Origin of the sequence: Ewingella sp. S1.OA.A_B6 (genome assembly GCF_049889095.1) — a bacterium.
GTDB lineage: Bacteria > Pseudomonadota > Gammaproteobacteria > Enterobacterales > Enterobacteriaceae > Ewingella.
This window is the reverse complement of record NZ_JBLJFK010000004.1, coordinates 162,486-182,006: the sequence shown is the minus strand read 5'-3', so window position 1 is coordinate 182,006 and position 19,521 is coordinate 162,486. Positions and strand designations below refer to the sequence as shown.

The following is a 19,521-nucleotide window of genomic DNA, read 5'->3' as shown; positions in this document are numbered from 1 at the left end:
CACTACCAGTAAGACTGACTTAAATGTCAAGTTTCAGAGAGCCTGTATGTTCGGTTGGTAGCATCAGCTAAATGGTATTCCGGCCAAATTCTAAGGTTGGCCTGAAAAACCCGGCCATTCATCAAGGGTCGGATATGAATATTTATTACCGTCAAACGTCACCGATGCACCGCGCGCCAGCGCTTCCAACTCCCAGCGCTCCGGCGTGATGCCTTGGCTCACTAAATCTCTATAAATCTGCGGTATCTTGACCCGTTCCTGCTTTGTTAAGCGCGCCGATGGGGCAAGCTCGCGAGGTTTTAAAGAATCAAAGCTATGTTGCTGGTTATTTATTGATGGTGATTGCCGCCTTGCTGCGTCTCCCAGCACCTTAGCGACGTCTGGCTCACTCCACCCAACATCCCCGCGCTCTACTAATTTCATCACCGCTGCGGCGTACTCAGAAGGTGTTGCAGGCAATAACTGACCGGCTCCGGCCTCGACCTCCCCACAGTTATTGACAGGACTCCGAGGCGCGCCGAAGGCGCTTTTTAACGTCAAAGGATGAGGGGCAACGGCCACAGACTTAGCGACAATTTGCCATTGAGTCGTGCGTGTCTCATGGACGTGATCAGCGCCGAGGTGTGGCGCAAAAATACCGATGACTTTCTGCACCTCTTCGTCGTACTCGTTGAGTTCATCAATAACGTGACGGGCCGTGCGCACGGTCTGCGTATCGCGGGGAACATTCGCGCCACCTTGTGCCACTATATATGCCGCAAAATCACCGGCATCCGCTGCGGCTCTCACAGCCTCCACAAGCTCGTCAAACTCTGTGGTTAGGCTTACGCCACGGATGCGGCGACATTCGCGGTAAGCGCATCCGGCGTAAGTTCGATCGCAAGCATGAGGCGGTAGCATTCGAGAAGTATGTCGCGGTGAATTATCACGAAAAAGAATGGCTATCAAAACCAGCAGATAAACGGCCGCTATCAGAATTGATAGAATTATGGTGGCTGTATAACGGGCAGAATGCCAAATACGGTCATCAGGATAAGGTTAAGTTGGAGCTCATTAATCAGCATCTTAATGACCCCCTGTACCTTTCAGTTGGATAGAAATGCGATAACTATGTTTAGAGCCAGGCGCTTGGGGCAGGTCACAGCCATGTCGTTTATGTCTAACGATGAGATCACCAGATTGCTGACGCAGTTGAATGGTGATAATCGTCTCGTTGCTCTCATATGTTTAAGTACAGGTGGGCGCTGGGGAGAAGTAGTGAACCTGAAGTCAGAGCATATTGTTAATAACAGAGTGACGTTCGTTGAGACTAAGAGCGGTAAGAAGCGTAGCGTGCCGATCTCGCAAAGTGTTGCGGATGAAACGATGAAACGTGATTCCGGCCCTTTGTTTCCGAAAGCCGATTACTCAGAATTCAGGCTGCTATTAAAGGAAGTAAAACCGGATTTACCCAAAGGTCAGGCCGTGCATGTTCTGCGCCATACGTTCGCAACGCATTTTATGATGAACGGCGGGAACATCATTACTCTGCAAAGGATCCTAGGCCATGCTTCTATACAGCAAACCATGACGTATGCGCATTTTTCGCCGGACTTCCTGCAAGATGCCATAACCTTTAATCCGTTGAAGGGTAATGTAAACCTGTAGCGTCCACATGCTGTCCACACTATAGGCTCTTGAGGTTGTTATTGATTGCTTGTAGTGCGGGTTAGGTTGTTGAAAGTAATCACCGGCCCCGGTATCGAGGCATAAAAAAGGCCCGTCTCCAGGCCTTTGATATTTCTGGAAGATGACTATTTGATCAACTTCTTGTACTTGATACGCTTAGGCTCTAACGCTTCGGCACCTAAAGTACGTTTCTTGTACTCTTCGTATTCAGTGAAGTTACCTTCGAAGAATTCGACTTTACCTTCATCCTGATAATCGAGGATATGGGTTGCGATACGGTCAAGGAACCAACGGTCATGGGAAATGACCATCGCGCAGCCCGGGAACTCCAGCAAGGCGTTTTCCAGTGCGCGCAGCGTTTCGATGTCCAGATCGTTGGTGGGTTCATCGAGCAGCAACATGTTACCGCCAACCTGCAGCAGTTTTGCCAGATGCAGACGACCACGCTCACCACCGGAGAGTTCGCCAACGCGTTTGCCCTGATCGACCCCTTTGAAGTTGAAGCGGCCAACGTAGGCACGGCTTGGCATTTCTGTCGTGCCGACGCGCATAATATCCTGACCGCCGGACACTTCTTCCCATACGGTTTTGCTATTGTCCATGGAGTCACGGAACTGATCGACAGACGCCAGCTTGACGGTATCGCCCAGTTCGATGGTGCCGCCATTGGGATCTTCCTGGCCAGACATCATACGGAACAGCGTTGATTTACCCGCGCCATTCGGCCCGATAATGCCGACAATCGCCCCTTTAGGTACGGTGAAGGAGAGGTCGTCGATCAGAACGCGGTCACCGTAAGACTTGCTCAGGTTCTTCACTTCAACGACTTTATCGCCCAGGCGTGGACCCGGTGGAATAAACAGTTCGTTGGTTTCGTTACGTTTCTGGTATTCGGTATTATTCAGTTCTTCGAAGCGAGCTAAACGTGCCTTGCCTTTAGACTGTTGGCCTTTTGCTCCTTTGCGTACCCACTCAAGCTCTTTCTCGATCGATTTGCGACGAGCAGCTTCGGAAGAGGCTTCCTGCGCCAGACGCTGGTCTTTCTGCTCCAGCCATGAGGAGTAGTTACCTTCCCACGGAATACCTTCACCACGGTCAAGCTCGAGGATCCAACCTGCGACGTTATCGAGAAAATAACGGTCATGGGTGATAGCCACAACGGTACCTTCGAAGTCGTGCAGGAAGCGTTCCAGCCATGCCACGGATTCTGCATCCAGGTGGTTGGTCGGTTCGTCGAGCAGCAGCATGTCAGGTTTTTCCAGCAGCAGGCGGCACAGCGCAACACGGCGACGTTCACCACCGGACAGGGTGGCGATTTTCGCATCCCAATCAGCCAGGCGCAGCGCATCGGCGGCACGTTCCAGTTGGCTGTTCAGGTTATGACCGTCATGTGCCTGAATGATCTCTTCCAGCCTGCCTTGTTTCGCTGCCAGTTTGTCGAAATCAGCATCAGGCTCAGCATACTGCGCATAAACTTCATCAAGGCCTTTTAACGCGTTAACGACTTCGGAAACGGCCTCTTCCACGGACTCACGCACGGTGTGTTCCATGTTCAGTTGTGGTTCCTGCGGCAGATAACCAATCTTCAAGTCTGGCTGCGCGCGTGCTTCACCTTCGATATCGGTATCCACGCCGGCCATGATGCGCAACAGCGTTGATTTACCTGAGCCGTTCAAACCCAGAACGCCAATTTTGGCACCCGGGAAGAAACTGAGAGAAATGTTTTTCAGAATATGACGCTTCGGCGGAACCACTTTGCCGAGGCGATGCATTGAATATACGTATTGAGCCACGTTGTCTTGAGCCTCTGTCTATGCGAGCCGCGCGCTTTCCACGAAGAACAGGCGCTGCGGCGGATGAAAATCAGTCCCGCCTGAAAACGGCATAACTGAGAAGTGTTCTGACTGCGAAGTTTAGCTTGTTTCGCCACGCTTCCCAACCTTCAACCTCACAGGATGTCAATAATATGGCGATCGTTGAGTTTAATCGCGCTCACAAGGAGGTGTTACGCCACCGCCAGGGCGTGAATACTTGACGTTATCGTTTTGCTAAAGGATCGCACACGGCCGACAAACATGCCGGAGGTTAGCGCATCCGTCAGCTTCACCACATGATAGATCGTCTGCTTGTTCTGTGTTTTCACTTTGCGCTTGATGTTGCCTTTGTGCGATGAGACGGTCTTTTCTTTGATATTGAGGTGCTGGGAAATATGCAGGGTGTTGTGGCCTGACATCCACATTTTCAGAATATCGGCTTCGGTACGGCTGAGGCTAATTGGTGTGAGATCCAAAACCTCGGCGTTCGCGCTCGTTTCACCCACTCGCAGGGTATGTTCAATCAGGCGATAAACCAGCCGTGTTTGGATGGATTTTGACAAAATAATAATGTTGTTGCGGATTGGAATATAGTTTTGATAGTTAAGGTTTTCTTTGGAAATGAAAATGAAAAATAGCGTGTCAGGATGATTGTTGATCACTTTCCGTAATACTTCACCCATGGCAGGATCATAGGTGAAACAGTCTTCATTGATGAAGATGATATCCGGAGACGAGTTATGGCATGCTGTTTGCAGTTCGTTAATGTGACTAAGTGAGACAATATCTTTATTTTTTAGCCCGTTAATTTGCAAAAGACTCTGTAATGCCAGCTGCGTGTAGTGACAGTTATCCACAATGAGCGATGACATTTTAATTTACCTATTTTTATGGGCTTTATTTTCTCCCGACTTATTCAGGTCATCCGTGAAGTGAAAGAGAGTGGAGCAAAAGCCTCGTTTGTGAGTAAACCTGGTGCGATGAGGCGGGTTCCGCTAAAAAAATACAGGCCACGTCGGTGCAGATGCTGTGTAAACGTCGTGGTTGCAGGAAATACCTTGGGCAAAGATATAGAGCGCAGAGGTTGGGATGTAAACGGGGAATGAACCTGTTGGGACAGAATGGATGTGATCAGAGACGAAATGCAAGAAGCCTGACGCATAACGGGTCTGCGGATGACAGTTTTAAAACGTTCGTCATCTGGTATCTGCATTAACATTGCACCACACTGTGTAAAGTTTGTGATGCCTTGATTGCATGGCTTCAATTTTAAAAATGAATCGATTAGCGTAGAAGGTGTCTACGCATAGCAGGCTGTCTGTGTATCCCATCGGGGACCGCATCTGTGGTGCAGTATCTGGTAGTGAGCTCTACAATCAACGAGGATAAAGGTAAGTATGGTCAAGGTGGACAAATGGCATTTTCTGGCAGCAGGCATGTTGTTGATAACCGCATCCACTGCGGTAAAAGCTGATTCTTTAGACGGGCAGCGTCAGCGCTATATGCAAATCAAGCAGGCCTGGGACAGTAACCAGATGGATGTGGTTAACCAATTGATGCCAACCCTTGAGGACTATCCGCTTTATCCTTATCTAGAATACCGTCAACTGACACAGAATCTGAGTGTTGCGACATCTGGACAGGTGAATGATTTCGTCAAAACGCATCCCACTCTGCCACCGGCGCGTTCTCTGCCTTCGCGTTTCGTCAATGAGCTGGCAACTCGTCAGGATTGGACCGGTTTGCTCTCCTTCAGTCCGCAGGCACCGAAGCCGGTTGCGGCGCGCTGTAATTATTATTACGCCAAATGGGCGACCGGCCAGCAGAAAGTGGCCATGGATGCTGCAAAAGACATCTGGCTGACGGGTAAATCATTGCCGGGAACCTGTGACAAATTGTTCAATGTGTGGCAGCAGGCGGGTAACCAAACCGCGCTGACGACGCTGCAACGCATCGGTCTGGCGATGAAAGAGGGCAACACCAATTTGGTGAACTTCCTCGCTAAGCAACTGCCGCCAGATTACCAGACGATGCGTGACGCACTGCTGACGTTGCAAAATGATCCCAACAGTATAGAAAGCTTCGCCCGCACCGTAGGGCCGACCGACTTCACCCGTAATGCAGTGAGTATTGCTTTTACCCGCATTGCTCGTGATGACCTTGATAACGCCCGTTCTATGCTGCCGGTGCTTGCCCGGTTACAGAAGATGAGTGACAGCGACCGGCTGGAACTGGAAGAGACCGTGGCATGGCGCCTGATGGGCAGTGATGCTACACCGGAACAGGCGAATTGGCGTGATAACGTGATCCTACGCAGCCACTCCACCGCGCTGGTTGAACGCCGCATCCGTATGGCGCTGGCCGCAGGCGACAGCCATGGGCTGAGCCAGTGGATGGACCGTTTAACGGCTGATGCGCAACAGGAAGATGAATGGCGTTACTGGGAGGCCTCGGTGCTTCTCGATCAGGGCAAGCGTACTCAGGGCGAAGCGATTTTGCGTAAGTTGATGCAGGGACGTGGGTTCTACCCGATGGCAGCGGCGCAAAAACTCGGCGTGGCATATCCGATTCAGGTTTCCGTCGCGACTAAACCGGATGCTGACATGGCGAAACTGCCAGAAATTGCCCGTGTTCGCGAGCTGATGTACTGGCATATGGATAATCTGGCACGCACTGAATGGACTTATCTGGTACTGAGCCGCAGCAAAGAGCAGCAGACGGCGCTGGCTCGTTACGCCTTTAATCAAAAGTGGGCCGATCTCAGCGTGCAGGCCACCATTGCCGGTAAGCTGTGGGATTATCTGGAAGAACGTTTCCCGTTGGCATGGTCGCCGGAATTTCGCCAGGCTACTAACGATAAAGGCATCACCCAGAGCTATGCGATGGCCATTGCTCGTCAGGAAAGTGCCTGGAACCCAGAGGCGCGTTCACCCGTTGGCGCTGCGGGTCTGATGCAGGTAATGCCAGCTACGGCACAACATACTGTGCAGATGTTCGGCATTCCCGGTTACAGTGGCCCGGGGCAGTTGTTGGACCCACAGATGAATATCAACATTGGCACCCACTATCTGGAATACGTTTACCAACAGTTTGGCCGCAACCGTATTCTTTCCAGTGCCGCCTATAACGCCGGCCCTTCCCGGGTAAATACCTGGTTGGGTAACAGCGGTGGGCGTATCGATGCCGTCGCTTTTATCGAAAGTATCCCTTTCTCTGAAACACGCAGATATGTTAAAAATGTGTTGGCGTATGATGCATTTTACCGCTACTTTTTACATCAGCCCGCTAAAGTACTGACCGATGCCGAATGGCAGAGGCGTTACTGATTTTTAGTAGTTATGTTATGCTGCTGTACTAGTTTAATAGTATGGCAGCCATCACATGACTCAAACGTTGTTAACCGACCCTGCTCTTTCCCAACAAGGCAATGAGGACTGGCAGTGCTTTATGGCGCTGTTACAGCAAGCTTTTGCTGAAAATCTGCATCAGGATCTGCTGCAACTGCTGCTGACACCTGATGAGCGTGCAGCATTAGGAACGAGGGTAAGGATCATTGAGGAGTTAATGCGGGGTGAGCTGAGTCAACGCGAGTTGAAAAATCAGCTGGGAGCAGGAATTGCGACCATTACCCGTGGCTCGAATGGATTGAAAACGGCATCTCCCGGACTGAAAGCTTGGCTCGGTACGCAACTTCTTAAGGGTTCAGAGAAACAGGAATGATCCCAGCTTCAATGCGTTTGAGCCCGCGCCTGGTAGATGGCGTTATGGAAGGGTGCCAGGGCTAAAACCAAAGCCTGATGGTAGACGCTGGTACGGCTGAGTTTACCGGCTGTAAATATCCCGATGGCTCCACCTTTCCGCTTCACGTCATTAATTCCGGTCAATTTATCCATTTCATCACCCAATTCGCTGCCTTGATTGATCTCTTGTAATATAGTTTCAGGCAGCATCAGGCTAGCCGAACGTGATTCGCCGCGTTGGTGCATGTTTTCAATTACCATCCAGGCGAAGGTCATATTGTCTTCGATACCGGCCTCTACACCGACCCAAAAGTCTGCTTCAGGGCGAACCTGGCGCGCACCGATAACCCGGTGTCTTGCACCCGTTCTGGTCTCGCTGCTGCCGATAGGCTGGTTGGGAACGCCACTGTCGACGTCAACGCCTTCGATACGGAATGCATCAGCGCCAAAAATGTCCTCAAAAGCCATAGCAATAGCTTTGATTTTTGCCGGGTTAGTGGTTGCAGCAATAACGTGGTACATAGAGTTTTAGCATCTTTTAGCAAATTTCACGCAGTATAACGGAAAACACTCATGTTACAGGTATATCTCGTCCGTCATGGCGAAACCGAATGGAATGCAGCACGTAAGATCCAGGGCCAGTCTGATAGCCCGCTGACGCCAAAAGGCGTTTTTCAGGCACAGCAGGTGGCGGAACGCGTGCGTCATGAAGGTATCACGCATGTGATTGCCAGCGACCTGGGTCGTACACGCGCCACGGCCCAAATCATCGCTGATGTCTGTGGTTGTGAGATGACAGTTGAACCCCGGTTACGTGAGTTGCATATGGGCGTGCTGGAGGAGCACAATCTGGACACGCTGAGCGCTGAAGAAGAAGTCTGGCGCAAGCAGATGGTTGACGGCACCCCTGATGGACGCATTCCTCAGGGTGAAAGCATGACCGAACTGGCTGTGCGCATGCGTTTAGCACTGGACAGTTGCCTTGATTTACCAGCAGGCAGTAAGCCTTTGCTGGTCAGCCACGGCATTGCGTTGGGATGTCTTATCAGCACCATCCTGGGACTGGCTCCTTATGCAGAACGTCGTTTGCGTTTGCGTAACTGCTCTATTTCGCGGGTCGATCATCAGGAAAGCGCGTGGCTGGCATCGGGTTGGATAGTCGAAACAGCGGGCGATATTTCACATCTTGAACAGCCCGCATTAGATGAGCTGCAGCGTTAAACACGGCAGCGTTATGTCGTTTGGTTAATGCCGAATAGGGATAAGGTAATCACATTCTATTTCAGTCGGTGGTGTCGCACTTGGCACCTTGTCTCTGGTATAGAAGCGTTCTATATCTTGTCCCTTTCTGCGCGTCATTTTTAACATTGGCAGGCAGGTTCCGTACAGCGTCAGAATGAATTCTTGTAGCTGTTCCGGCGAACCTTTGTAATGGAACATGGCATATTCCCCTTCCTGCACCACAATGGGCTGACCTTCCACATTTTCTGGCAAGTGGTTGGGCTCAATAGCCGTGGTGTAGAGCACTTCCTGCTCGTCGTCTTTTTCCTGACTTGGGCGGGAGTGATGTAACCCGTACAGCAACGGTGGCAGCGTTTTGGCCTCACCAATATATTGACGCCAAAAGTGCAGGCGCATTTCATTACGGTAGGTGGAAATTTGTTCCAGTGTGCAGGAGTAGCTTTGCGTTATGCCGATCAGATTCTGTTCAGGCAGCGATATAAATTCAGGCTGCGGCAGAATGAAGGCACCAATGCGTATTGGTGGGCAAATCCCGAAGGAGTGCCAGTCTTCAGAGCGACGGTACAAGGCTGGAGTCTGTGCAAACTGTTTTTTGAAGGCTCGTGTGAATGTCTGCTGAGAGTCAAAACGATATTGCAGAGCAATATCTAAAATAGGGCGACTGGTCAGTCTTAAGGCGACGGCGGCCTTCGATAGCCGGCGAGCACGGATATAAGCGCCAATTGCGTTACTCGTGACATCCTTAAACATCCGTTGCAGGTGCCATTTAGAGTAACCGGCTTTGGCTGCGACGTTGTCGAGTGATAACGGCTGGTCCAAATGTGTTTCTAACCAGCTGAGAAGATCACGAATGATTCCTGCTTGATCCATAGATCGTCCTCGTTGAACTAAGATAAATGCACAGAATTATGACGCTGCATAATAGCAACTTTTTAAGCTTAAGACTTCTTAAGAATTTTTGGGTTATCTGTGCTATTTGTGAGTATTACTCAGCATTACATTCTTAATTTGTGAGCGCTGGCGTTCTTTATATCCGATTTTAAATACTATCACCGTCGGTCAGCTGACGCGGAGTAACTTGATGAAAAAATGTTGTATTTTTGTACTTGGCCTGTTTTTTGTTTGGAGTAATGGTGCCCTTGCGGAACAGGTAGGCTCGGTCGATACGGTGTTTAAACTGTTCGGGCCAGACCATAAAATTGTGGTGGAAGCCTTTGATGATCCAGATATTAAAAATGTAACCTGTTATATCAGCCGCGCTAAAACCGGCGGAATAAAAGGTGGGCTAGGTTTGGCGGAGGATACGTCTGATGCAGCCATTTCCTGCCAGCAGGTGGGGCCAATCGAACTGAGTGATAAAATAAAGCAAGGAAAGGATAAAGGAACGGTCGTTTTCCAGAAACGAACCTCTCTGGTATTCAAGAAACTGCAGGTCGTGCGTTTCTATGATGATAAGCGCAATGCACTTATCTATCTCAGTTATTCGGACAAAGTCGTTGATGGCTCGCCAAAAAACGCCCTGAGTGCGGTGCCAATTATTCCGTGGGGTGCGCGTTAATTACCCGACGTTCTGTGAACCACAAATCCCTATTGATTGACAAAGCAAAGGCCAGCAAATGCTGACCTTTCATGTTGATACATCATTGCAGAAGGGTTGGCAACCTGCTGCTTATTCTTCTAAATCACCGCAGAAACGATAACCTTCGCCGTGAATGGTGGCGATAATTTCAGGGGTATCTGGCGTGGATTCAAAGTGTTTACGAATTCGGCGGATAGTTACGTCTACAGTACGGTCATGCGGCTTGAGTTCACGGCCAGTCATCTTCTTGAGCAAATCACCACGGGTTTGAATCTTGCCCGGGTTTTCACAGAAGTGCAGCATGGCGCGGAATTCACTGCGTGGCAATTTGTATTGCTCGCCCGCCGGGCCCACCAGTGAACGGCTGTTAATATCCAGTTCCCAACCGTTGAATTTGTAGCTTTCAACCAAGCGGCGTTCTTCACCGGGGCTGCCCAGATTCATGGTGCGGGACAACAGGTTACGTGCACGGATGGTCAATTCACGCGGGTTAAATGGTTTTGTGATGTAATCATCAGCACCAATTTCCAGACCCAGAATTTTGTCGACTTCATTATCACGGCCGGTCAGGAACATCAGGGCTACACTGGCTTGTTCGCGCAATTCACGTGCCAGCAGCAGGCCATTTTTGCCTGGCAGATTGATGTCCATAATAACCAAGTTGATGTCATTTTCGGACAGAATGTGGTGCATCTCTGCGCCATCATTAGCTTCATGCACCATGTAGCCTTCTGCTTCGAAAATGCTTTTTAACGTATTACGTGTCACTAACTCGTCTTCGACGATCAGAATGTGAGGAGTCTGCATGATTGCTACCTAAGATTGCCAACAAATTGAAAGTAGGAGTACAGAAGTCCTTGTTATTCCGATGAATGTTGATAGCCAACAGGCTATCTCACTCGTTACATGACTAAAGTACGTAAATGCGTTACCGATGCGATTTATCCCAACGCCAACGTCGTCGTTAGCTTGGTAAGGAAGTTCGCTATTTGTCTTCCTGCAAGGGCATCTAATCGGCGTTTATATTAACCCTATTAACAGCAATATAACAGCTAGTGCCGATGTTACTACCCAACAAAACTACGCTTTATTGACATATATCAAATTCAATTGTAGCACGGTAACAGTTTGGTGAAAAACACTTACAAGAATGCACTTTTAAGTCACATTTCATCGTTTTTTGAACACGATTCAGCAGGTCAAAACAGACTACTTCTCGGCAATGAGAATAAGGTTAAATTATTTTTAGTATCAGCATGATTAATAAGATTTATTTTTTTTATAAAGTGTTTGGGGAAGTTTCGCTGTGTTTATGGCAGCTACGGCCCCTTTTTCTATAAATTACTCTAATCAATTACAGTTACTGTTAAGTTAATGTGAATTATTTATCTTTTTGATCCTACGCTTTGGCAAATGAGAAACGTCATTTAAAATCAGCGAAAGGTAAGGGTCAGGTGTATTTCCAGAGGAACGCATGCAACTTCATATTATTTTGGTTTCACCGGCACGCCCCGAGAATGTGGGGGCAGCTGCACGAGCAATGAAAACCATGGGATTTACGTCGCTGCGCATTGTGGATAGTCAGGCACATTTGCAGCCTGAAGCCGGGTGGGTGGCGCATGGCTCCAATGATATCCTGCATACCGCGCTGCACTTCGGGACACTGGAAGAGGCGTTGGCCGATATTGATTTCACCGTCGCCACTACCGCCCGTAGCCGCGCCCGCTTTCATTACTACTGTACGCCGGTGGAACTGCTGGGGCAGTTGGAAGAAAAACGCCAGTGGATCGGCAACGCCGCGCTGGTGTTCGGGCGCGAAGATTCCGGGCTGACCAATGAAGAGCTGTCGCTGGCGGATATTCTCACGGGTGTACCCATGATGGCCGACTATCCTTCGCTTAATCTTGGTCAGGCTGTGATGGTGTTTTGTTACCAGCTCGCCTCACTTAATCAGGTATCCGCTGAATCGCCGATCAATGCGCAAGCAGGGCAACTGGCCGCATTGCGCTCACGAATTGACCGGTTGCTGGTTAACGTAGAGGCGGCCGACGATCAAAAACTGGGCGACTGGTTACATCAAAGGCTGGGACTTTTGCAGCAGCGCGATGCTGCGATGTTGCATACATTGCTGCATGACATCGAAAAAAAACTGGCGAAGTGATGTGAGGTGTTCGATGGATCGAGTGGTTATAAAATTTGCCATGGCCGGTATATTCTGATTTTTTCACTAGATTTAATGGTTTGTGGAGAGAATAATATGCTTGGGTTGATGGGTGCATATCGGCTCAAAAACAGAAAAAAATTGACTTGTCCTGCCTGATGCTTTAGCTAATAGTGTCAGACAGCGTAAAAAACACCACAAAAGACAGAAGAAAAAATGCGAATCATCAGCCTGAACACAACGATTATTACCACCACCGAAACCACAGGTAACGGGGCGGGCTGACGCGTACAGGATAAACAGGAAAAAGCCCGCACCTAACCAGTGCGGGCTTTTTTTTTACCGACATTTTTTACCGAATTGTCATTTACGAAATGAGCTTCAGGAGAGTATCAGAAATGCGAGTGTTGAAATTTGGCGGCACCTCAGTAGCAAACGCGGAGCGCTTCTTGCGCGTCGCGGATATCATGGAAAGTAATGCAGGTCAGGGACAGGTTGCCACGGTGTTATCCGCGCCTGCCAAAATTACCAACCATCTGGTCGCGATGATCGAACGCACGGTTGCCGGTCAGATCATCCAGCCGATCATGAGTGACGCGGAGCGCATTTTCTCCGAACTGCTAATCGGTCTGGCTGAGGCGCAGGCGGGTTTTGATTTGCCTAAGATGAAAACTTTCGTTGAGCAAGAGTTCGCTCAGCTCAAACAATTACTGCACGGCATCAACCTGTTAGGCCAGTGCCCCGACAGCGTGAATGCGTCGATCATCTGCCGTGGCGAAAAACTCTCCATTGCCATTATGGAGGCGGTGTTTGTCGCCAAAGGTTTTGGTGTCAGCGTAATCAATCCGGTTGAGAAGCTGCTGGCGCAGGGCAGTTACCTTGAATCTACCGTTGATATCAACGAATCTACGCTGCGGATTTCCGCCAGCGCCATTCCGGGCGATCATATTATTTTGATGGCTGGTTTCACTGCAGGCAATGATAAAGGTGAACTGGTCGTGTTGGGCCGCAACGGCTCAGACTATTCTGCAGCCGTGCTGGCTGCATGCTTGCGTGCGGATTGCTGTGAAATCTGGACCGATGTCGATGGTGTCTATACTTGTGATCCGCGCACCGTACCGGATGCTCGCCTGCTGAAATCCATGTCTTATCAGGAAGCGATGGAGCTGTCGTATTTCGGTGCCAAAGTGCTACATCCCCGCACCATCCTGCCAATTGCCCAGTTCCAGATCCCATGCCTGATCAAAAACACCACTAATCCGCAGGCTCCCGGCACGCTGATTGGCAGTGAAAGCCTTGATAGCGATACGCCGGTTAAAGGCATCACTAATCTTAACAACATGGCGATGATTAACGTTTCAGGCCCTGGGATGAAGGGGATGATCGGCATGGCTGCCCGCGTGTTTGCGGTGATGTCCCGTTCCGGTATTTCGGTGGTGTTAATCACCCAGTCCTCTTCGGAATACAGCATCAGTTTCTGTGTCCCTCAGGGGGAGCTGGCGCGCGCGCGTAAGGCGCTGGAAGAAGAGTTCTATCTGGAGTTGAAAGACGGTCTGCTTGAGCCGCTGGACGTGATGGAGAAACTGGCCGTCATTTCCGTGGTTGGCGACGGTATGCGCACGCTGCGTGGCATTTCAGCCAAGTTCTTCTCTGCGCTGGCCCGCGCCAATATCAATATTGTGGCCATTGCCCAAGGTTCTTCTGAACGTTCTATCTCTGTCGTCGTGAACAACGATGACGCCACCACCGGCGTTCGCGTCAGCCATCAGATGCTATTCAATACCGATCAGGTTATCGAAGTGTTCCTGATTGGTGTGGGTGGCGTGGGTGGCGCGTTGATTGAACAGATTCGCCGCCAGCAGCAATGGTTGAAAACCAAACATATCGATCTGCGAGTGTGCGGTATTGCCAATTCCCGTGCGATGTTAACCAATACGCATGGCATTCCGCTGGAGAACTGGCGAGATGAGTTGGGCGCAGCGAAAGAGCCGTTCAACCTTGGCCGCCTGATCCGTCTGGTGAAAGAGTATCACTTGCTCAATCCGGTGATTGTTGACTGTACGTCGAGTCAGGAAGTGGCGGACCAATACGCTGATTTTCTGACAGACGGTTTCCACGTCGTGACGCCGAACAAGAAAGCCAATACTTCTTCCATGAATTATTACTATCAGCTGCGTAAAGCCGCCGAAGGCTCGCGTCGTAAATTCCTGTATGACACCAATGTAGGTGCCGGTCTTCCGGTAATAGAAAATCTACAGAACCTGCTGAATGCCGGTGATGAGTTGGTGCGTTTCTCCGGGATCCTCTCTGGTTCACTGTCGTTTATCTTTGGCAAGCTGGACGAAGGATCGTCGCTGTCAGAGGCAACCCTTCAGGCACGTGACATGGGCTACACCGAGCCGGATCCGCGTGATGATCTCTCGGGCATGGACGTAGCGCGCAAGCTGTTGATCCTCGCCCGCGAAGCAGGATATAAACTTGAACTGTCTGATATTGACGTTGAGTCTGTTCTGCCGCCATCCTTCAATTCAGAAGGCAGCGTGGCTGATTTTGTCGCCCGTTTGCCGCAACTGGATAGTGCTTTCAGCCAGCGCGTGGCTGATGCCACGGCGCAGGGTAAAGTATTACGTTATGTTGGTGCCATTCATGAGGGGCGCTGTCAGGTGAAAATCGACGCGGTTGATGGTAATGATCCGTTGTATAAAGTGAAGAACGGTGAGAATGCGCTGGCATTTTATAGCCGCTATTATCAGCCTCTGCCTATGGTCTTGCGCGGCTACGGCGCGGGTAACGATGTCACCGCCGCCGGCGTGTTTGCTGATCTTTTGCGGACGCTGTCATGGAAGTTAGGAGTTTAATATGGTTAAGGTGTATGCCCCGGCTTCAATTGGGAACGTCAGCGTCGGTTTCGACGTTCTGGGCGCAGCGGTTTCTCCGGTAGACGGAACGCTGCTCGGCGACTGTGTGTCGATCGAGGCAGCGACAGAATTCAGCCTGAAATGCGAAGGCCGGTTTGTCTCCAAACTGCCGGATCGCATGGAAGACAATATTGTTTATCAGTGCTGGCAGCGTTTCTGTCAGGAGATCGGCAAAGAAGTACCGGTTGCCATGACACTGGAAAAGAACATGCCGATTGGCTCCGGGCTGGGTTCCAGTGCCTGCTCAGTCGTGGCCGGTCTGATGGCGATGAATGAGTTTTGTGGTAAGCCGCTGGATGAAAATACCCTGCTTGCACTGATGGGAGAGTTGGAAGGGCGTATTTCCGGCAGCGTACATTTTGATAACGTCGCGCCGTGCTATCTCGGTGGCATTCAACTGATGCTGCAAGAACTGGACATTATCAGCCAGAATGTACCGAGCTTCGATGACTGGCTATGGGTGATGGCCTATCCGGGCATTAAAGTGTCGACTGCGGAAGCGCGCGCTATTTTGCCCGCGCAGTATCGTCGTCAGGATTGCATCAGCCACGGGCGTTACCTGGCCGGTTTCATCCATGCCTGCCATACGCAGCAGCCTGCGCTTGCGGCTAAACTGATGAAAGATGTCATCGCCGAGCCTTACCGCACACGTCTGTTACCTGGCTTTGCAGAAGCCCGTAGCGCCGCTGAAGAGATTGGTGCATTGGCCTGTGGCATTTCCGGCTCCGGTCCGACATTGTTTGCTGTATGCAGCGACAGTGCGACCGCTAAACGTATGGCTAATTGGTTGCAGGATCACTATCTGCAAAATGATGAAGGCTTTGTTCATATTTGTCGCCTGGATACAGCAGGCGCGAGACTACTGGGATAAATGATGAAACTGTACAACCTGAAGGATCACAACGAGCAGGTCAGCTTTGCTCAGGCCGTTAAGCAAGGTTTAGGCAAGCAGCAAGGTCTGTTCTTTCCGCTCGAGTTGCCTGAGTTTGCACTGAGTGACATCGATAGCTTGCTGGAGCTGGATTTTGTCACCCGCAGCAGCCGCATTCTCTCCGCGTTTATTGGCGACGAAATTCCTGAAGACCAGCTGTATCAGCGGCTGAAAAGCGCGTTTGCGTTCCCGGCACCGGTCGTGAAAGTTGAAGAAGACATTGCCTGCCTTGAACTGTTCCATGGCCCGACGCTGGCTTTCAAAGACTTCGGTGGCCGCTTTATGGCGCAGATCCTGACTCAGGTTTCAGGCGACCAGCCGGTGACTATTTTGACCGCAACGTCTGGTGATACGGGTGCGGCCGTGGCACACGCCTTCCACGGCATGAAAAATGTGCGTGTGGTGATCCTTTATCCGCGTGGGAAAATCAGTCCACTGCAGGAAAAACTGTTTTGTACGCTGGGCGACAACATCCATACGATTGCTATCGACGGTGACTTCGACCAGTGCCAGGCGCTGGTGAAGCAGGCGTTTGACGATGAGGAACTCAAGCACGAGCTGAAGCTGAACTCGGCAAACTCCATTAACATCAGCCGTCTGCTGGCGCAGATTTGCTACTATTTTGAAGCCGTGGCGCAACTGCCGCAGGAAGCGCGCAATCAGTTGGTGATCTCCGTACCAAGCGGTAACTTTGGTGACCTGACTGCGGGTTTGCTGGCGAAGTCTCTCGGCTTGCCGGTGAAGCGTTTTATCGCTGCGACCAACGCCAACGACACGGTGCCACGTTATTTGCACGACGGTGAGTGGGATCCAAAGAAAACTGTCGCTACACTCTCAAACGCCATGGACGTCAGCCAGCCGAATAACTGGCCGCGCGTAGAAGAGTTGTATCGTCGTAAAACCTGGCAGTTGAAAGATCTGGGCTTTGGCGCAATCAGCGATGACACCACTGAAGATGCCATGCGCGAGCTGGCCGATCTGGGTTACATCTCCGAACCTCATGCTGCGATCGCCTACCGTGTGCTGCGTGACCAGTTGAAACCGGGTGAATTTGGTTTGTTCATCGGTACGGCACATCCGGCTAAGTTCAAAGAAAGCGTCGAAGCGATTCTGGGTCAGGAACTTGACCTGCCGAAAGAATTGGCTGAACGTGCCGATTTGCCTTTGTTGTCGCATAATTTGCCACCCGATTTCAGCGCTATGCGCGCTTTCCTGATGGCGTTGCCAAAATAAGTCTGCCCCTACTTTTACGCAGAAATGAAAAAGCCCTCGCATCCGCCGAGGGCTTTTTTTTGTTCAAACCCCGGGCTACTGTTCGGCGCGGGTAAACACTAGTTCATTGCCCTGCGAACGGGAGGCGTCATACGCATAGCCGTCGACGGAGAAATCCTGCAACTGGCGGGTCTGAGTCAGACGTTCTTTGATAATGAAACGGCTCATAAGGCCGCGCGCTTTTTTGGCATAAAAACTGATGACTTTATAATTGCCGTTCTTCTGATCGAGAAACACAGGTTTGATGATTTCACCGTTGAGTTTCGCCGTTTTCACTGCTTTGAAATACTCATCCGATGCCAGGTTGATCAGCACATTATTGTCTTGCTGGCTCAGCAGGCTATTGAGTTTCTCGGTGAGTAAATCCCCCCAGAAGGCATACAGATTGACGCCTTCGGCGTTTGGCAGGCGGATACCCATCTCCAGCCGGTAAGGCATCATTAAGTCAAGCGGACGCAATAAACCGTACAGTCCGGACAACATGCGCAGATGATTTTGCGCGAAATCAAAATCCTCCGCGCTGAAATCCTCTGCCTGCAAACCGGTATATACATCGCCCTTGAAGGCCAGAATTGCCTGGCGGGCATTGTCCGGCGAAAAATCCGGCTGCCAGTCATTGAAACGTTCAGCATTGAGCAGTGCGAGCTTGTCGCTGATGCCCATCAGGCTTGAGATTTGCGCAGGCGTCAGTTTACGCGCGATATCAATTAACTGGCTGGATTTGTCCAGTAATTCGGGCTGGGTGAAACGCTGGGTCGCCAGCGGGCTTTCGTAATCCAGAGTCTTTGCAGGAGAAATAATGGTCAGCATAGTCGCATCCGTTTGGTCGGCTGTCGGTTTACATTAAGCGGTGAGTATGAGGTTACTGTATCAAATAAATGGCCTAAAACCGGCTAAAAAAGTCACAATGGAGTGTCTGGAAGGGAAATTTCAGCGATAGGTAAAACGTAATGTTCTGACGAATGAGGTTTTTGGCACCCGATAGCTATCCGGCCGATCCGCCGTCCTCTGACCATGGGGCCGGGCCACGGCGAGATCGTTCGTCTGTGGTGTTAGCCGCACGGCCATTTTGGCTAAGATGCATGATTTTTGCTAAGCGTGAACTCTTTTTTAGTCGGGGTTATCTCGCCGCTATATCTGCCTTGCGCCTGGCTTTTTGCATGTTATCATCAGGCAAAGGCAAGGCATGAAAATGCCTCAACGATAATATATAAACGATGAGATATGCCAAATGACCGATAAACTGACCTCCCTACGCCAATTAACCCAAGTTGTTGCAGACACCGGGGATATTGCGGCAATGAAATTGTATCAGCCGCAAGATGCTACGACCAACCCATCTCTGATCCTTAAAGCAGCGCAAATACCTGAATACCGCAAATTGATCGACGAAGCGATTGCCTGGGCGAAAGATCAAAGTAGCGATCGCGATCAGCAGATCATTGATACCGCTGATAAACTGGCAGTAAACATCGGTCTTGAAATCCTCAAACTGGTGCCGGGTCGTATTTCTACCGAAGTTGATGCCCGCCTGTCTTATGACACCAAAGCCAGCGTGGAAAAAGCCCACCGCCTGATCAAATTGTATAACGATGCTGGTATCAGCAATGACCGTATCTTGATCAAACTGGCCTCTACCTGGCAGGGTATCTGCGCGGCAGAGATCCTGGAAAAAGAAGGCATCAACTGTAACCTGACGCTGCTATTCTCCTTCGCGCAGGCCCGTGCTTGTGCTGAAGCCGGTGCTTATCTGATCTCTCCATTTGTTGGCCGTATTCTCGATTGGTACAAAGCCCACGGCGACAAAAAAGAGTTCGCGCCGCATGAAGATCCAGGCGTAGTTTCTGTGACTGAAATCTACGAATACTACAAACAGCATGGTTACGAGACCGTGGTGATGGGCGCAAGCTTCCGTAATATCGAAGAGATCATTGAGCTGGCCGGTTGTGACCGTCTGACTATTGGTCCCGATTTGCTGAAACAGCTGGCTGAAAGTGAGGGTGCGCTGGAGCGTAAACTGTCTTACGCCGGTGAAACTAAAGCGCGTCCAGAGCGTTTGACTGAAGCTCAGTTCTATTGGGATCACAACCAGGATCCAATGGGTATCGACAAATTAGCGGAAGGTATCCGTAATTTTGCGATCGACCAGAATAAACTGGAAAAAATGATTTCTGATCTGCTGTAATTAGCGTCACT

17 protein-coding genes, 1 pseudogene and 1 other annotated feature are annotated in these 19,521 nt (G+C 50.4%); of the genes and pseudogenes, 11 read left to right on the top strand and 7 right to left on the bottom strand.

The window, feature by feature from the left end:
* Nucleotides 1-90 precede the first annotated feature (90 nt).
* Entirely contained in the window at nt 91-798 is a 708-nt protein-coding gene (locus ACMV8I_RS11935; RefSeq protein ID WP_498865523.1) for a hypothetical protein, read from the bottom strand.
* 14 nt (nt 799-812) lie between these two features.
* Here ACMV8I_RS11935 and ACMV8I_RS11930 point away from each other — a divergent pair.
* Nucleotides 813-1,647 (top strand): annotated as a pseudogene (locus ACMV8I_RS11930) (phage integrase).
* Nucleotides 1,648-1,793: 146 nt separating this feature from the next.
* On the opposite strand, the gene ettA reads toward ACMV8I_RS11930, so the two are convergent.
* Nucleotides 1,794-3,461, bottom strand: a complete 1,668-nt coding sequence (gene ettA, locus ACMV8I_RS11925) for an energy-dependent translational throttle protein EttA (RefSeq protein ID WP_498865435.1) — start codon at nt 3,459-3,461, stop codon at nt 1,794-1,796.
* Nucleotides 3,462-3,673: 212 nt separating this feature from the next.
* Nucleotides 3,674-4,354 (bottom strand): transcriptional regulator RcsA, encoded by a 681-nt coding sequence (gene rcsA / locus ACMV8I_RS11920; protein WP_498865434.1) that lies wholly within the window; start codon nt 4,352-4,354, stop codon nt 3,674-3,676.
* 534 nt (nt 4,355-4,888) lie between these two features.
* Between rcsA and sltY the strand changes: the two genes are divergently transcribed.
* The gene (sltY, locus tag ACMV8I_RS11915; RefSeq protein ID WP_498865517.1) at nt 4,889-6,808 is read left to right on the top strand and encodes a murein transglycosylase; all 1,920 of its coding nucleotides are present in this window, start codon (nt 4,889-4,891) and stop codon (nt 6,806-6,808) included.
* Between the two features lie 55 nt (nt 6,809-6,863).
* Nucleotides 6,864-7,202, top strand: a complete 339-nt coding sequence (gene trpR / locus ACMV8I_RS11910) for a trp operon repressor (RefSeq protein ID WP_498865433.1) — start codon at nt 6,864-6,866, stop codon at nt 7,200-7,202.
* Nucleotides 7,203-7,210: 8 nt separating this feature from the next.
* Here the strand turns inward: trpR and yjjX are convergent, their stop codons facing one another.
* Nucleotides 7,211-7,744 carry an inosine/xanthosine triphosphatase gene (gene yjjX / locus ACMV8I_RS11905; protein ID WP_498865432.1) on the bottom strand — a complete coding sequence of 178 codons (534 nt, stop codon included), beginning with the start codon at nt 7,742-7,744 and terminating at the stop codon, nt 7,211-7,213.
* A gap of 51 nt (nt 7,745-7,795) precedes the next feature.
* Here yjjX and gpmB point away from each other — a divergent pair, with 51 nt between their 5' ends.
* Nucleotides 7,796-8,443, top strand: coding sequence for a 2,3-diphosphoglycerate-dependent phosphoglycerate mutase GpmB (gene gpmB / locus ACMV8I_RS11900; protein ID WP_498865431.1), 648 nt, complete (start codon nt 7,796-7,798; stop codon nt 8,441-8,443).
* A 24-nt stretch (nt 8,444-8,467) separates the two neighbouring features.
* Here gpmB and robA read toward each other — a convergent pair whose 3' ends face one another.
* A complete protein-coding gene (gene robA / locus ACMV8I_RS11895; RefSeq protein WP_498865430.1) occupies nt 8,468-9,334 on the bottom strand; it encodes an MDR efflux pump AcrAB transcriptional activator RobA in 867 nt (288 codons plus the stop codon).
* Between the two features lie 211 nt (nt 9,335-9,545).
* Here robA and creA point away from each other — a divergent pair, with 211 nt between their 5' ends.
* Complete coding sequence (creA, locus tag ACMV8I_RS11890) at nt 9,546-10,022, top strand: protein CreA (RefSeq protein WP_498865516.1); 477 nt, start codon at nt 9,546-9,548, stop codon at nt 10,020-10,022.
* Nucleotides 10,023-10,133: 111 nt separating this feature from the next.
* Here the strand turns inward: creA and arcA are convergent, their stop codons facing one another.
* Nucleotides 10,134-10,850: a two-component system response regulator ArcA gene (gene arcA, locus ACMV8I_RS11885; RefSeq protein ID WP_498865429.1), complete on the bottom strand. Its 717-nt coding sequence runs from the start codon at nt 10,848-10,850 to the stop codon at nt 10,134-10,136.
* A 667-nt stretch (nt 10,851-11,517) separates the two neighbouring features.
* Here arcA and ACMV8I_RS11880 point away from each other — a divergent pair.
* From ACMV8I_RS11880 to thrC, 5 genes are all read left to right on the top strand, one after another.
* Nucleotides 11,518-12,204 (top strand): tRNA/rRNA methyltransferase, encoded by a 687-nt coding sequence (locus tag ACMV8I_RS11880; protein WP_498865428.1) that lies wholly within the window; start codon nt 11,518-11,520, stop codon nt 12,202-12,204.
* 216 nt (nt 12,205-12,420) lie between these two features.
* Nucleotides 12,421-12,489: a thr operon leader peptide gene (thrL, locus tag ACMV8I_RS11875; protein WP_104924803.1), complete on the top strand. Its 69-nt coding sequence runs from the start codon at nt 12,421-12,423 to the stop codon at nt 12,487-12,489.
* Nucleotides 12,428-12,545, top strand: a sequence feature (Thr leader region). It overlaps the preceding gene by 62 nt.
* A 57-nt stretch (nt 12,546-12,602) precedes the next feature.
* On the top strand, nt 12,603-15,062 hold the full coding sequence (gene thrA / locus ACMV8I_RS11870) for a bifunctional aspartate kinase/homoserine dehydrogenase I (RefSeq protein ID WP_498865427.1): 2,460 nt from the start codon (nt 12,603-12,605) through the stop codon (nt 15,060-15,062).
* A 1-nt stretch (nt 15,063) separates the two neighbouring features.
* The gene (gene thrB / locus ACMV8I_RS11865; protein WP_498865426.1) at nt 15,064-15,993 is read left to right on the top strand and encodes a homoserine kinase; all 930 of its coding nucleotides are present in this window, start codon (nt 15,064-15,066) and stop codon (nt 15,991-15,993) included.
* 3 nt (nt 15,994-15,996) lie between these two features.
* Nucleotides 15,997-17,286 carry a threonine synthase gene (thrC, locus tag ACMV8I_RS11860; RefSeq protein ID WP_498865425.1) on the top strand — a complete coding sequence of 430 codons (1,290 nt, stop codon included), beginning with the start codon at nt 15,997-15,999 and terminating at the stop codon, nt 17,284-17,286.
* 75 nt (nt 17,287-17,361) lie between these two features.
* On the opposite strand, the gene yaaA is transcribed toward thrC, so the two are convergent.
* Nucleotides 17,362-18,135, bottom strand: coding sequence for a peroxide stress protein YaaA (gene yaaA, locus ACMV8I_RS11855; protein ID WP_498865424.1), 774 nt, complete (start codon nt 18,133-18,135; stop codon nt 17,362-17,364).
* Between the two features lie 421 nt (nt 18,136-18,556).
* Here yaaA and tal point away from each other — a divergent pair, with 421 nt between their 5' ends.
* Nucleotides 18,557-19,510, top strand: coding sequence for a transaldolase (gene tal, locus ACMV8I_RS11850; protein WP_498865423.1), 954 nt, complete (start codon nt 18,557-18,559; stop codon nt 19,508-19,510).
* The last annotated feature ends 11 nt before the right edge of the window (nt 19,511-19,521 follow it).

Coding starts and splice junctions, on each gene's coding strand:
- creA (WP_498865516.1), top strand. CDS start 9,546: ATGAAAAAATGTTGTATTTTTGTACTTGGCCTGTTTTTTGTTTGGAGT.
- arcA (WP_498865429.1), bottom strand. CDS start 10,850: ATGCAGACTCCTCACATTCTGATCGTCGAAGACGAGTTAGTGACACGT.
- ACMV8I_RS11880 (WP_498865428.1), top strand. CDS start 11,518: ATGCAACTTCATATTATTTTGGTTTCACCGGCACGCCCCGAGAATGTG.
- tal (WP_498865423.1), top strand. CDS start 18,557: ATGACCGATAAACTGACCTCCCTACGCCAATTAACCCAAGTTGTTGCA.
- yjjX (WP_498865432.1), bottom strand. CDS start 7,744: ATGTACCACGTTATTGCTGCAACCACTAACCCGGCAAAAATCAAAGCT.
- gpmB (WP_498865431.1), top strand. CDS start 7,796: ATGTTACAGGTATATCTCGTCCGTCATGGCGAAACCGAATGGAATGCA.
- yaaA (WP_498865424.1), bottom strand. CDS start 18,135: ATGCTGACCATTATTTCTCCTGCAAAGACTCTGGATTACGAAAGCCCG.
- robA (WP_498865430.1), bottom strand. CDS start 9,334: ATGGATCAAGCAGGAATCATTCGTGATCTTCTCAGCTGGTTAGAAACA.
- trpR (WP_498865433.1), top strand. CDS start 6,864: ATGACTCAAACGTTGTTAACCGACCCTGCTCTTTCCCAACAAGGCAAT.
- thrB (WP_498865426.1), top strand. CDS start 15,064: ATGGTTAAGGTGTATGCCCCGGCTTCAATTGGGAACGTCAGCGTCGGT.
- thrC (WP_498865425.1), top strand. CDS start 15,997: ATGAAACTGTACAACCTGAAGGATCACAACGAGCAGGTCAGCTTTGCT.
- rcsA (WP_498865434.1), bottom strand. CDS start 4,354: ATGTCATCGCTCATTGTGGATAACTGTCACTACACGCAGCTGGCATTA.
- thrA (WP_498865427.1), top strand. CDS start 12,603: ATGCGAGTGTTGAAATTTGGCGGCACCTCAGTAGCAAACGCGGAGCGC.